The organism is [Limnothrix rosea] IAM M-220, from assembly GCF_001904615.1.
Classification (GTDB): domain Bacteria; phylum Cyanobacteriota; class Cyanobacteriia; order Cyanobacteriales; family MRBY01; genus MRBY01.
In genome coordinates this window covers 1-13,970 of the sequence record NZ_MRBY01000072.1, presented here as the reverse complement: position 1 = coordinate 13,970, position 13,970 = coordinate 1, and the positions used below count along the sequence as shown (strand labels likewise).

At 46.4% G+C, this 13,970-nt stretch carries 13 protein-coding genes; 6 read left to right on the top strand and 7 right to left on the bottom strand.

From position 1 onward, the window contains the following. Window positions 1-255 precede the first annotated feature (255 nt). From NIES208_RS17500 to NIES208_RS17485, 4 genes are all read right to left on the bottom strand, one after another. On the bottom strand, window positions 256-1,425 hold the full coding sequence (locus tag NIES208_RS17500) for a lipocalin-like domain-containing protein (protein ID WP_075894273.1): 1,170 nt from the start codon (window positions 1,423-1,425) through the stop codon (window positions 256-258). Window positions 1,426-1,437: 12 nt separating this feature from the next. Beyond that, entirely contained in the window at window positions 1,438-4,095 is a 2,658-nt protein-coding gene (locus NIES208_RS17495; protein WP_075894272.1) for an FtsX-like permease family protein, read from the bottom strand. Next, a complete protein-coding gene (locus NIES208_RS17490; protein WP_225875346.1) occupies window positions 4,095-4,871 on the bottom strand; it encodes an ABC transporter ATP-binding protein in 777 nt (258 codons plus the stop codon). The genes NIES208_RS17495 and NIES208_RS17490 overlap by 1 nt, the downstream gene beginning before the upstream one ends. A gap of 83 nt (window positions 4,872-4,954) precedes the next feature. Next, complete coding sequence (locus NIES208_RS17485) at window positions 4,955-5,542, bottom strand: TetR/AcrR family transcriptional regulator (protein ID WP_075894271.1); 588 nt, start codon at window positions 5,540-5,542, stop codon at window positions 4,955-4,957. Between the two features lie 211 nt (window positions 5,543-5,753). On the opposite strand from NIES208_RS17485, the gene NIES208_RS17480 reads away from it, so the two are divergent. The 4 genes from NIES208_RS17480 (at window position 5,754) to NIES208_RS17465 (ending at window position 8,949) form a co-directional block, all read left to right on the top strand. Further along, a complete protein-coding gene (locus NIES208_RS17480; protein ID WP_075894270.1) occupies window positions 5,754-6,398 on the top strand; it encodes a glutathione S-transferase N-terminal domain-containing protein in 645 nt (214 codons plus the stop codon). A gap of 60 nt (window positions 6,399-6,458) precedes the next feature. Further along, on the top strand, window positions 6,459-7,079 hold the full coding sequence (locus NIES208_RS17475; protein ID WP_315861657.1) for a glutathione S-transferase family protein: 621 nt from the start codon (window positions 6,459-6,461) through the stop codon (window positions 7,077-7,079). Between the two features lie 227 nt (window positions 7,080-7,306). Beyond that, window positions 7,307-8,227 carry a pyridoxamine 5'-phosphate oxidase family protein gene (locus NIES208_RS17470; RefSeq protein ID WP_075894268.1) on the top strand — a complete coding sequence of 307 codons (921 nt, stop codon included), beginning with the start codon at window positions 7,307-7,309 and terminating at the stop codon, window positions 8,225-8,227. A gap of 125 nt (window positions 8,228-8,352) precedes the next feature. After that, window positions 8,353-8,949, top strand: a complete 597-nt coding sequence (locus NIES208_RS17465; RefSeq protein WP_216349431.1) for a Uma2 family endonuclease — start codon at window positions 8,353-8,355, stop codon at window positions 8,947-8,949. A gap of 3 nt (window positions 8,950-8,952) precedes the next feature. Here the strand turns inward: NIES208_RS17465 and NIES208_RS17460 are convergent, their stop codons facing one another. Together NIES208_RS17460 and rpoD are read right to left on the bottom strand one after the other, a co-directional pair. Continuing rightward, entirely contained in the window at window positions 8,953-9,339 is a 387-nt protein-coding gene (locus NIES208_RS17460) for a DUF423 domain-containing protein (protein ID WP_075894267.1), read from the bottom strand. Window positions 9,340-9,430: 91 nt separating this feature from the next. After that, the gene (rpoD, locus tag NIES208_RS17455) at window positions 9,431-10,576 is read right to left on the bottom strand and encodes an RNA polymerase sigma factor RpoD (RefSeq protein WP_075894266.1); all 1,146 of its coding nucleotides are present in this window, start codon (window positions 10,574-10,576) and stop codon (window positions 9,431-9,433) included. Window positions 10,577-11,404: 828 nt separating this feature from the next. On the opposite strand from rpoD, the gene NIES208_RS17450 reads away from it, so the two are divergent. Beyond that, window positions 11,405-12,214, top strand: coding sequence for a carbon-nitrogen hydrolase family protein (locus NIES208_RS17450; protein WP_075894265.1), 810 nt, complete (start codon window positions 11,405-11,407; stop codon window positions 12,212-12,214). A 118-nt stretch (window positions 12,215-12,332) separates the two neighbouring features. On the opposite strand, the gene NIES208_RS17445 is transcribed toward NIES208_RS17450, so the two are convergent. Beyond that, on the bottom strand, window positions 12,333-12,890 hold the full coding sequence (locus NIES208_RS17445; protein ID WP_235641428.1) for a phycobiliprotein lyase: 558 nt from the start codon (window positions 12,888-12,890) through the stop codon (window positions 12,333-12,335). Between the two features lie 150 nt (window positions 12,891-13,040). On the opposite strand from NIES208_RS17445, the gene NIES208_RS17440 reads away from it, so the two are divergent. Then, the gene (locus NIES208_RS17440) at window positions 13,041-13,871 is read left to right on the top strand and encodes a pentapeptide repeat-containing protein (protein ID WP_075894263.1); all 831 of its coding nucleotides are present in this window, start codon (window positions 13,041-13,043) and stop codon (window positions 13,869-13,871) included. The last annotated feature ends 99 nt before the right edge of the window (window positions 13,872-13,970 follow it).

Sequence of the window (13,970 nt, the reverse complement as noted above, 5' to 3'; positions counted from 1 at the left end):
CGCTCTCCCATTCACCGCGTCGTACTTCCGAGCATGCTTAAGCAAAACTCACGTTAATTTTAGGGTTATGGCTAATCCTTGACCCATGACCGCAGTTCCTATTTTATTTTTGACTAAATCGCCGTCAAGGGTGGAGAAATTCTCTAGCTGACAATGGGGCGATCGCCCCACTGATAAGCCTTTTCCGGTTATTGTGCGAATGCCGAAACCACGTTAGGGAAATCTTTCAGAAGCCCCTCGGTCAATTGCTAAACATTAAAGTACCGTATCAAGGCGATCGGCATAGCCGGACATTTCAACGTAGCCCTTAGCAGAAACAGGTTTAGCCGCTACCGTTCCAGTAAAACTAACGGCTCCCTCCCAGTAGGTGGTCGAAACGTTTAGCTCTTGGTTTGCCATGAGTGCTTTACCATCTAGAGTCAAGTTCAATTTGGGAATTTCGATATGCCATTGGGAGGGATAGTCAGCACCACTAATGGGGCTATGCCAAGTTTTCTGGATATCGATTGTCCGATCCTTGTAGGAAATAGCTTGGGTTTTACCAGTTGAGCTAATGTAAGTGCCGCTAGAAGCATCGTTTATACCGCCATCTTCCTGTCGCAACTCATAGAGCATCAAAGCGGAACCATCGTCGAATTGTAAGGAAAACCAATCCCAACCCACAGTGCCGGGACTCAGGATAGAGGTGGAATATTCATGGTCTTTCCAAGTTAAGCCAGTAACGTCAAAATCTTGATCTCCAACGGTGATAGTGCCTTCGGTTTGTTGTTGGACGATGGAATAGTAATAGGAAGCGTTACCGATTTCATTGCCTTTTTTGCTGTAGCCGCGATCGCCCTGCAAAACTGGCGGTAAGGTTTCATTTAAAACTAAGTCGAGAGAGGCATCATCGGCCTGGGCAATCAGACGCACTTTGCCGGGGGCAATTTCCTCCGCCGACCAATTTTCTAGCCACACACGGTAGGGCATGGCTTGAGCACCTGATAATCCTGCCGATGCTCGACTAAAGCGCTCATGGGGATAGAAAGCTTGATCGGCAATATCGCTCACGGTGAAGTGGGAAAAATAAACTTGGGGCGATCGCCAGTCCGATACATTTTCGACTGCAGCAGTGTCGGGGGTTAAAGCTCGACGGAAAAAGGTGAGTTGGTAGCCAAATTCTCGCCCTGTCTCGGTTTCGAGATTACCCGTGTAATACCACCATTCCGTTTGATAATCGTCGTGGGAGCCTAAATCTTTGGGAAATTCTAGGGACTTAGGGGCGATCGCCCGGGTAAATTCCGCCGTAGTCTCAACATCCTGAGCCGTTAACCATTCCACCGATGCCTGACCACTATTTGTAATGCCCGGCCGTGGCCACAAGGCCAAACCCAAAGCGAAACCAACGGCCAGTAAGACCAAAGAAAATCGTTTTAATCCTTTCATGTTTGCTTTCTCCTATTCTTCCCGAATGGCCGATGCCACCACCATTTCACCTAAACGCCATGCCGGGTAAAGCCCCGCCAACAATGCTGCGACAACCGCCACAATCCATGCCTGCCAGAAATAGCTTGGCTGAATCTGCATTTGTAATGTCCAGCCAAAGGAGCGCACATTAATCACATAAATCAAAATCCACGCCAGCACATAGCCCAACGGCATCGCAAAAAATCCCGCCAAGCTACCCATAATCCCGGTTTCGAGGAGCGTTAATTTCCACATTTGGACTGGGGTCATTCCATTAGCCCGGAGAATACCCAGCTCTCTGGTGCGCTCCAGTTGCAAACTCATTAAGGCACTTAAAACACCAATAAAAGCAACCACAATAGCCAACAATCGCAACGCCCCTGTAATGGCAAAGGTGCGGTCAAAAATCTCTAGGGAGCCTTGTCGCAAATTACGATTAGATTGTGCCACTAGATCCTGACGACCTTTAAAGGTTTCCCGCAAACGAGCCACTACGGCATCGACATCAATGCCCGGTTTTACAAAAAGCCCAAGGGACGCAATGCTGGGATCCTGCCACGCCTCTAAATACAAATCATCGTCCAGCAACACCGTGCCGCGATCTGAAGAATAGTCATAGAACACTGCGATCACTGGGAAAGTCAGCTCTCCCCGGGGCGACTCGACGGTAACCGTTTCGGGTGGGTCTGTCACACCAGTCCTTAACATCAGTGCTTCGGAGATGATGACGCCTTCGCCAGCATCTAGTTGCGGCCAAGGATCTTTCACATCGTCGCGAATCCAAGCGTAGGGACGCTGACCCGCAGAGACATCACCATCGGCGGAAATGATTTTGGCTAAGCGGTTAACGGCTATTTCGTCGGCGATCGCCCCATCCCGGTTAAAGGCCACGACTTCCACATCGGTATCGTTGTAGGTCACAATGCGGTCAATTTCTGGCCAGGTATAGGCTTCAGCCACAACACTCGGATCAACGCTACCAAAAACTCGGTTGGCGGTTGTACTTGGCGGTGTGACATAGATATCTGCTTGCAAGGTTTGGTCGAGCCATTGCACCACTGTTGTCCGGAAAGACCCAACCATCACCGACACACCTACGATTACCGACACCGCAACCATCAAAGAGGCGATCGCAATGGAAGTACGGCTGAGGGAACGGGTAATGTCGCGAGGTGCCATTTTTCCTAAAATGCCGATCAAATTATTGAGCACAGGCGATAAACCCTGCATCAACAAAGCCGTTAAAGGCGGCGTGAGAAGGGCAGCAGCTAACAAAATGGCAAATAGACCAGCAAAGGCAATCACTAAACCACCATTTTTGATGCTCAGCAAGCCAAAGCCACCAATGGTAAATAATCCCCAAGCCAAAACGAGCCAAGGCAAGATTTTTTGAACTTTACCCTCTAGGGTGGAGCGTTTTAGGCTGTTATTTGGAGAAGTGCGCATCGCCTCGATCGCCGGAATTACCGAGGCAAAAACCGCCGCAAAAATCCCAATGACAATGCCCTTCATCAAGGTCATGGTGCTAATGCTGATATCCCGCACATAGACGACGAAATAAAAGTCATTAATCGTCTGGGTAATTAAGCCCACAATACTGCGACCCAACACAATTCCTAGCCCTAAACCCAGCACCGAACCGATAATGCTCAACACTAGAGATTCCCCTAAAATGAGCTGAAACAATTGCCCTTGGGTAACGCCAAGACAGCGTAATGTGCCAAATAAAGGCCGCCGTTGAATGACGCTAAAGGTGACGGTGTTGTAAATCAAAAACATTCCCACCACCAATGCCAACAAACTCAGGGCCGTGAGATTAAGTTTAAAAGCCGCCGTCATCTGCTGTACTGCATTCTTTTGGGCTTGGGCGGTGGTCAGTTTAACGCTATCCGGCAAGATGCTACGAATATCGGCTAAATCGGCTTCATTTTCTGCAATGAGATCGATATGGCTTAAATGACCCTGCATCCCTAAAATTTCTTGGGCTGAGGCGATATCGGTAAATAAAATATTACTCAGGGCATCTTTTGTCAGGGCATTGGCTGGTTGCAAAATCCCCACAACTTGAGACGAAATGGGCTGACCCGCCAGACTCAAAGCTAGGCGATCGCCGACCTTGACACCATATTGAGAGGCGGTATCCCTCGCCAAAATAACCGTATTGGGTTCTGTAATAAAAGCCGTTAAAGCTTCAATCCCTTGGTTTTTATCACCATCTGCATCGCCGCTAAGGTAACTGCGAAATGGCGCTTCGGCAAAGAAATCCACCCCCACTAAACGCATGGGCTGGTGGTCTAAATCTTCGGCAACGACATAGCCTTCGACGATGGGCGCAGATTGGGTATAGCCCAGCTCTGTCCGTAAATCGCGATACAAAGATTCTTCGATACCAATGGGGGAAATGGCTTCGATACGATGGGTCGTGCGCCCGGCGATCGCGTCGGTAGATAGCTCAAAGGCTCGTTGTGCTGAACCGTTAGCTAGATCAATGGACACCATCATCGCCACACCGATGGCAATCCCCAAAATAAAGAGCACATATTGAAAGGGTCGACGACGCACCCGCCGCCATGCCAAACGCCACAGGGGGGCATTATCGACGGGCGGAATAACCTGTTCTTTTGTGTTGGAACTCGGAGAGACGCTCATTAGATTGTTGCAACCTCCGATTCCTGAAATTCTGCGGTGGCATCCTCTAGATGACCTTCATGGACGCGCAAAACCTGATCGGCATAGGCGGCGATCACCGGATTATGGGTCGCCATGACTAAGGTCTTATTGGCATTGCGGGTGAGATCTAACAAGAGCTTTAAAACAGTTTCGCCCGTTTCTTCATCAAGATTTCCCGTCGGCTCGTCTGCCAAAATGAGACGCGGCTCGTGGACTAAGGCCCGGGCGATCGCCACCCGTTGTTGTTGACCACCAGACAATTTATCCGGAAACGCCCCACCGCGATCGCCTAACCCCACCTTTGACAAAAGCGATAGCGCTTGGGCTTCCACCGCCTGGGGAGAACTACCCGCCAGCTCCTGGGGCAAAGTCACATTTTCAAGGACAGTCAGGGTCGGAATAAGATTAAAAAACTGAAAGATAATACCAATCTGATCACGACGAAATAATGTGCAATTGCGCTCATTAAGCTCAGTAATCGGCACACCATCAATCAAGACAGTGCCAGAGCTTGGCCGTTCAATACCACTCAGCAAGTTAAGCAAAGTACTTTTGCCGCTACCACTTTGACCCAACAGCACAATAAATTGCCCTTCCTCAAAAGAAATAGAAAGGTCATTCAGTACCTGACGCTCCACCGTTCCTTCCGTAAACGTCTTGCTGAGATGACGTAGCTCAATAAATCCCTGGGAAGGCTGCTGAAATTGTGCCCAGTTACCCCGTGAAGGTCGCAACCAGCCGAATAGTTGCGTCATGATCGATGGCTTGGCATCCATAGTGATCCATCTTGTTAAGTTTCTTTGCAAAGTAAACCTTAACGCAAATCACCCACCGCTGTTCACCCCCACTCGCGATTAGCTTCAATTAAAGTTCTTGCAGCCTGTTTTGCCTGTTTCATTGGGTCAGGTTTTCCTTGCATCATCGCCATCACAATAGAACCCTCCGCCAAAATCATTAACTGTTGGGCGATCGCCTCAGGATTAGGCAAATGTGCCCGGGTCGCTAAATCCCGCAAGCAAGTCACCGTCATTTCCTTGTGGCGAACAGCAATTTGAAACGCTGGATGATCAGGATTCGCCAATTCCACGCTGCAGTTGATAAAGGCGCAGCCCCGAAAATTCGGCTTTGTCGCCCAGGCCAGCAAAATATCAAAAATAGCTAATAACTTCTCTGTCGGCGCTACCTCCATGGCATCGAGCTTTTTTTTCAAAAAGTCAGACCATTCCGCCCCCTGTTTCTCAAGGCAAGCCGCAATCAAATCATCTTTAGACTTGAAATTGTTATAGAGGGACATCTTCGCGACGCCGGACTCGGCAATCACACGATCAATGCCGACATTTTGCGTCCCTTCCTGGTAAAACAGCTCTGATGCTGCCTCTAAAATTCTTTCCCGCGCCGATCGCCTCGGTGCTTTTTTTGTCGCCATTTGCTTGACCAAGCCTGATTAGATAGACAAGTCTGTATAAATTTATCTTAAATTCTCAAAGTTTTATTTGACAAGTCTTGAGGCGATCACCACCCCCCAACCCCAAAATATTTCCAGAAAAAACCTTGACACTAGACAGATCTGTCTATATGGTTATTTGCATAGGTAGCTAAACAGACCTGTCTACCCAAATACTTTAGAACATGACAAAATGATTGATTTATACGCATATGCCACGCCGAATGGTCGTAAACCGGTGATTTTGTTGGAGGAGCTAGGTTTGCCCTATGGAGTTCACAAAATCGATATTGGTAAAGGCGATCAATTTTCCCAAGACTTTTTAGCCATTAGTCCGAATAATAAAATTCCGGCGATCGTTGACCGCGACAATGGCCTTTCTGTCTTTGAATCAGGCGCAATCTTGCTGTATCTCGCCGAGAAATATGGCAAATTTCTCCCGACAGACCTTGCCGCAAAAACAAAGGTTGTGGCATGGCTGATGTTCCAAATGGCCAGTGTTGGCCCGATGTTTGGGCAGCTGGGTCACTTTAGAAATGCGGCTCCCGAAAAAATTGACTATGCGATCGCCCGTTATGAGCAAGAAGACTTGCGGTTGTTGGGCGTTTTAAATCGTCAGCTTGAAAATAATGAATTTGTTGTTGGGGATTATTCCATTGCAGATATGGCGCTTTATCCTTGGATTGCAGCGGCGACAACCCCTCATCTACAGCTATCGCTAGATGATTTTCCCGATGTGCAACGGTGGCTCCATACAGTCGGCGATCGCCCCGCAGTACAGATAGGCATGAAAATTTTCACCCCCGATTTCAGCAGTCAGTACGCCAAAGTTTTGTAAGTTCCTAAGATTTTGCTTTCCCAGTTTTTTGTCCACTTCACCCTTGATTTTCAGGAGAATATGCCAATGATCACCCTTTATGGTCATGAGCTTTCCGGCAATGTTTACAAAGTTCGCCTTCTTCTCGAATTACTGGGTACAGAATATAAATTTGTCAAAATTGACTTGATAAAGGGTGAGCACAAACAGCCCCCCTACCTCGCGATCAACCCCTTTGGCCAAGTACCTGCCCTCGTAGAGGGTGACGAAACCCTGCTCGATGCCCAAGCGATTTTGGTTTATCTCGCGAAAAAATACGGTGGCGAAGATTGGCTACCGACTGACGCTGTTTCTCTAAGTAAAGTTGTCCGTTGGCTCTCGACAACCGCCGGGGAAGTGCGTCAGGGCCCAGAAAGCACGCGACTTTATCATGCCTTTAAAATGAAGACCCTCAATATTGAGCGAGCAGAAACAAAAGCCAATGTGATTTTAAAACAGCTTGATGATCACCTAGCGGGTCAAGAATGGCTTGAATTTGGCCGTCCCACCATTGCAGACATTGCTGTTTTTCCCTATGTTGCCTTAGCGCCCGATGGCAAGATTTCCCTCGATCCTTATCCGAATGTATTGGCGTGGATTGATCGCATTAAGCATCTGCCAAACTTTGTCGGGATGCGCAGTATCGAAGCACCAAGCGCGTAAATCTTTTTCCATAAAGCCCAGTTTTCAGAAGAGTTCTTACAAAAGTAAATTAACGACTGAATCACAATCCTTCCTTGGGGAAGGTGCCGAAGGCGGAAGGGGTTTCAGTTGGTTACAGAACCTGTCGAAACCCACCCCTAGCCCCTCCCAAGAGGGGAACGTTTAGAACTTATGCAAGAGATTCAGAGATTACTGGGCTTTTCCTTAAGCTTTGTGAGAACAAAACCATGACGCAATTAGTAGGTTGGACACAAGAAATTTCCCCTTTTCATGATGGTGAAATGGCAGTGCAAGAGTTGGCTGGTGTCCGGACTAAGGCGGAAAAAATTGGTCGGCGTTTTATTCGGGATTTTATGCCGGCGGAGCACCAAGAATTTTACGGGCAATTACCGTTTATTTTCGTGGGAAGTTTGGATGAAAAGTCCCGTCTTTGGGCTTCAATTTTGACGAGTAAACAAGCTTTTATTTTTTCGCCAGATGATAAAACACTAAATTTTCAGGCAACTCCACTATTAGGCGATCGCCTCGCAGATAATCTCAAGCTCGACGCAAATTTGGGATTTCTGGGGATTGAATTACATACTCGCCGCCGTAATCGTGTGAATGGCAAAGTTACGGCGATCGCCCCAGATAATTTCACAGTGAATGTGACCCAATCCTTTGGGAATTGTCCGCAATTTATCCACAAGCGTAATTTAGTTTGGTTGCCAGAACGCTTTGAAAACTCTGCTAGCCAAGCCCAAACTTTTGATCATTTCACCGAAGAGATCACCGAAATAATTCGTCAAGCCGATAGCTTTTATCTTGCAACCAGTTTTAATGACAAATACGAACAAGGCAATGAAGGCGTTGATATGTCCCATCGTGGCGGCAAACCGGGCTTTGTCAAAATTGAAGGCGATCGCAGTTTTATTTTTCCAAATTTTGCGGGCAACAACTTTTACAATAGCCTCGGCAATCTTCATTTGAATAATCGTATTGGTGTTTTATTTATCGATTTTAAAACAGGTAATTTAGTCTCCCTTACTGGCACTGCTGAAATTCTTTGGGAAGGTGAACAGCTCGAAAATTTCAAAGGCGCAGAACAATTAATTCGAGTCACCGCTGAAGAAATTATCTTTTTACCAAAAATATTACCTTTTCGATGACAATTTGATGAGTATTCTCCAGCTAACGAATTTATCGGAGATTGGCAGTAAAAATGCGCAATAAATCTCTTGGGAAACTATGCCAGAATTAAATTGAATTCACCATATAGTTTTAGGATCTAGCCATGACTGCCACTTTGTCACGGGAAATGACTTTGGAAGAATATCTCCAATTTGACGATGGCTCCGAAAAAAATTACGAGTTGGAAGACGGAGTGTTACGGGAGATGCCGCCAGAAAGTGAACTAAATAAGAATATTGCTCTTTGGCTTTTGCTTTACTTTGCAGGTTTAGGAATTCCACCCTCTCAACTGAGTAACAAAACGGAAATTACAGTTCCTGGCTTAAAAGCTTCTAGTCGTTTTCCTGATTTAATGGTGTTGTCAAAAGTAGGGGCGATCGCCCTTAAAGGAGCCAGCCGTTCAACAATTTTTAGTGATATGCCTGCACCCGAAATTGTTGTGGAGGTTGTATCGCCGGGCAGAGAAAATAGCGTCCGCGATTATCGTCATAAACGTGCTCAGTACCAAGCCAGAGGCATTCAAGAATATTGGATTGTTGATCCCCAAGCTGAGAAAGTAACCATTTTGACGCTCAATGAATGGCTTTATGACGAAGCTATTTTTACTAAGGATCAGGCGATCGCCTCTGCTTTTTTAGAAAATTTAAACGTAGAATCTTATCCCACTGTGGCTAAGATTTTACAGATGGAAAATGATTAGTTTCTAGCTTGAAGCCTGAGAAAATCCGGCGATCGCCAAACAAATCCAACCGATTAGAAAACCCACCCCACCCAACGGTGTAATAGCACCAAGGATTTTCACCCCACTCAAACTCAAGGCATAAAGGCTACCAGAAAACAAAAAAGTCCCCACGATAAACCCGATTCCAGCTGCATTGAGCCAAGTTTGTGGCATCGATTCGTGTAACGCCAATAGACCAACAAATAGTAGGGCGATCGCGTGATACATCTGATATTTTGCCCCTGTCTCCCAAATATCTAAAGCATAGGTATCCAACTTAGCTTTAAGGGCGTGACTAGCAAAGGCTCCCGCCGCTACAGAAATTGCCGCGGAAATGGGGGCGATCGTCAAAAAAAACTTTGTCCACATTATTTTTTCTAAAACTATTCCTAAACCTAACAAAAAGCCCCACCGTCGGCAGGGCAAAGATTTCATCAAAACTTCGTTATCAAGGGAACCTCTAGCGGATATATTCCTTGAGGATGCTATTGCGGTTGGGGTGACGGAGCTTGCGAAGAGCTTTTGCTTCAATCTGACGAATACGCTCACGAGTGACGTTAAAGATTTGACCGATTTCTTCGAGGGTCTTCATGCGACCATCATCGAGGCCATAGCGGAGGCGCAAAACATCGCGTTCACGGGGACTGAGGGTATCAAGAACATTTTCGAGATCTTCACGGAGGAGGCTCTTAGAAACTTGATCCTCAGGGGTTTCACCATCAGCTTCGATAAAGTCACCTAAACGAGAATCTTCCTCCTTACCAATGGGAGTTTCGAGGGAAATCGGTAACTGAGCAGACTTTGCAATGAAGCGGAGTTTCTCGATGGTCATTTCCATGCGAGTGGCAATTTCTTCCTCAGTGGGCTTACGACCGAGTTCTTGGGACAAAATTTTAGTGGTCTTCTTAATCCGAGAGATAGTTTCGTAGAGGTGAACCGGCAGACGAATCGTACGGGATTGGTCGGCGATCGCCCGGGTAATAGCCTGACGAATCCACCAAGTCGCGTAGGTCGAAAACTTATACCCTTTCTCGTGGTCAAACTTTTCAGCCGCACGAATCAAACCCAAAGAACCCTCTTGAATGAGATCTTGGAAAGATAAACCGCGGTTCATATATTTCTTGGCGATCGAAACCACAAGACGAAGGTTGGACTGTACCATCTTGTCCTTGGCACGGCGACCATGGAATAGGCGACGACGAAAATCTCTGAGAGGCATACCGACAGCTTCAGCCCATTCCTTATCAGTAGGAACGCGAGACTCATGCTCAGTCAACTGTTCACGCATCCGCTCCAGCTCTAGCAAATCTGCAATTTTACGAGCAAGCTCAATTTCCTCTTCAGCGCGGAGGAGACGAATACGACCAATTTCTTGGAGGTAAATGCGAATCGAATCTTCAGTATAGGGTTTCTTCTTGGTGGCAGACTCTTTGCGACGACTGGTTTTAGCCTTGCGAGTTTTTTTCGTGGTGAGTTTGATTTCGACATATTCTGCGTCTTCTTTGACTGTTGTGACTTCCGCCTCGGCAAGGGCACTGTAATCAATCTCAGCATTGCTCTGACTCGCTTTTTGGGTTAGTTCCAGTGCTGTGTTCGCTTGGGTCATGCCTGTTTCCTCTGTATTAGCTATATATGACGGTGTACAAAATTTGAGAGTAATCAGTCTAACGGAATTCCTTGCGACGGCTCATTCATGGGTTGATGCTCCTGCAAATATCCGACTTAGGGAAATTGTGATTGCAATGCTGTCTAGACAGACAGACATCGACCAGTAATTGCACGGTCAAGATTCGCCCATAATTAGGCTCCATCCCGCCGCCAAAATGCTTTAACTATTCATTTCGGCAGAAATTGCTAGACATTCTAATTAATTTGTGTGTGATTGCCCACACGGTTATAACAAAAATCTTGCAGGCTGGCACAGTCTTTGATGAGATTTTCTGAAATAACTTCTGTCTAAGGTGTTTTGTGATCGTTTCTACAAAAAGGCGATCGCCTAACTACATTAGACTAAGGGATTTCTACTTTAAGTCAGATGTGCAACCTGTCAAGAGTCTTTGGAAAACTTGATTGGTTACAGAGTAACTGATATTTTTCCAAAATGGCCGGAATCTAGAAAAATACGCTTATTTACCTATAAAAATTTTCATGAATCCGCTTTTCAGAATATTTTTGCAAAGATTTAAGTGCGGTCAACTTGACTTGAGGATTTAGACTTTGCCCCATGCCCTCGCCGCAAAATTTCCCCAGCACCTCAGAATAACTCCCCAGAAAAATTCATCCTAAGATTTTACGCTTCACAAAATCACTAATTAATTTTCTGGCGATCGCCCGTGGTGAAACGATTAGATTCTGCTATCTTATTAAACCAGTTTGATCAACAAGAGAATTTGTATCAAACCCGATTATTCACCAGCTCCACAACACAATCAGCATGAAATCGTATCTTGCCGCCGCCGTCCAAATGACGAGTAAGCCCGACATGGCACACAATCTCGGAGAAGCAGAAGATCTCATCCAGTTGGCGGTCAACCAAGGTGCTGAGTTTGTCACGTTACCCGAAAATTTTTCCTTCCTCGGTGAAGAACAGCAAAAAATGGCCCAGGCTCAAGAAATTGCAGCCAAGAGCGAAAAATTTCTTAAAACAATGGCACAGCGATTTCGCATCACATTATTGGGAGGTGGCTTTCCAGTCCCAGTCGGTGAAAACAAAGTTTTTAATACAGCATTACTGATCTCACCAGAAGGGCAAGAGCTAGCCCGCTACCACAAAGCACATCTCTTTGATGTGGATCTCCCTGATGGCAACACCTATGCCGAATCAAGCACAGTACAGGCAGGCAGCAGCTTGCCACAACTATGCCGTACACCCCAATTAGGCAATATTGGCCTATCCGTTTGCTATGACGTGCGCTTTCCAGAACTCTATCGACACCTGTCGCAGCAAGGCGCTGATGTGATTTGCATTCCCGCTGCCTTTACCGCCTATACCGGCAAAGATCATTGGCAAACGCTGATCCAAGCCCGCGCCATTGAAAATACAGCTTATGTCATTGCTCCCGCCCAAACTGGTAAGCACTACGGGATGCGCTACTCCCACGGACATGGGATGATCGTTGACCCCTGGGGCACGATTCTCAATGATGTTGGTGTTCACCCCGGTGTGGCGATCGCCGAAATCAGTCCCACCCGCATCAAACAAGTCCGCCAACAAATGCCCTGTTTACAACACCGAGTCTTTTAGGACTTTAGAACTAAATATTTTTTTCAAAACTGCCTTGTCGCAAAATTTTGTCACCTCCAATTACATCCAAGAATTTTGTCGAATTTTGAAGGTGACATTTTTCGTTTACACAAAACCACTAGGCATATTGCCGTTGCATCAAACGATGTAAAAATTCAGGCGACACACAACGGCGCTCCGAAGAATAGGTCATCAAATTTACCCCATTCATAATCTGCACAGTACTTACCCGCACCCGGAAATCATCCGTGATAAACCAAGCCCGTTCACGACCCTGATTGCGCTCATACTCCGTATCGATAGTCATCACACCATCAGCCGCAAAACTGTAAACCCCCACCACAGGAATCCCTTCCACATAACCCTTATTCCGCAAAAACTTACCCTTACGAGGGTCATCCGGACTTGGAATATCCACCAAAATAGCCTCATAATTTGGATCCGGTTCCTTTTCACTTAAATTCCCTTGCCATTGGAAACTTGCCCCGCCACTAACAAGTTTTGGATCAGTACTTTGTGCCTCACAAATCTCTAAAACTCGCGGGTCATCTTTACCCAAGACAGAAATAATTAAATTAGATTCACCAGATTCATCGGCCGCCGAGTCAAAACGATGCACCGTCCGCTGAGAGAACCACATACCCTCACTCTTACGAAAAAAAGCCATCATACTCATAGGCGTTTCACTTAACATTTGTTATTCCCCCTCATGCGTTTTATAAACAAAAAGTCAACAAAATTAACAAATAAATATTAAAAGCCAACTGAATGACTCACTGGATTTTACAATCATTATGTTTTTTCGTTTTATTTCATTTTTAATTCCATGAGCTCCCTCGCTAATCGCCTCAGTTTTAAGCGTTACCTCCCCAATGAAATCAAGGAAATGTTAGAGAGTGGCAAGAGCTTAGCAAATACAAATTTAGAAGGGATAGATTTAACGGGATTTGATCTGAGTAATGCCGATTTACAGGGAGCGATTCTGATTGGCGTTAATTTCTCCCAGAGCAATTTAAGCGGCGCAACGTTACAAAATGCCGATCTCCGTCGCGCTAATCTCAACGGCGCTTCTCTCAAGGGGGCAAATCTGACTGGCGCTTATTTACAGCGGTCAATTCTCAATGGCTGTGACCTCACTGAAACCACTCTCGATGGTGCAAGTTTCACGCTGGCGTTTTATGACTCTAAAACAGTTTGGCCACAAGAATTTAATTACCGTAATTCTGGTGCTGTTGGTCCTAAGGCGAATTTAGCAGGGGCTTATCTCAACACGGCGAATCTTCGAGGTGCTGATTTGCAAGGGGCTAATCTGCGAGGTGCTTACTTGAGTGGTACAGATTTTACTGGGGCGAACTTAACGGGTGTTGCCTTTAGCGGCGCGAATTTGAAGCGGGCATTTTTGACGGGTGCTTGTTTGAGGGATGCTCGTTTGGTGAATGTGGAGCTGGAAATGACGGACTTTAGGGGCGCAGATCTTACGGGTGCAATGCTTGAGCAAATAGAAAGCTTGGCGGGGGCTGATTTTAGTCAAGTGCGTGGTCTGAGTGATGCGGAACGGTCTTATCTGTGTAGCCGATCGCCGAAGGAATTAGGCACATGGAATTCTTTTACGCGCAAAAATACACGCGAAAGTTTAGGTTGTCAGCCACGCCCTTAGGTCATGAATTAACTGATTGAGCCGTCGGGTTAAGTCAATTTAAGTAACGTGAGTTTTGCTTAAGCATGCTCGGAAGTACGACGCGGTGAATGGGAGAGC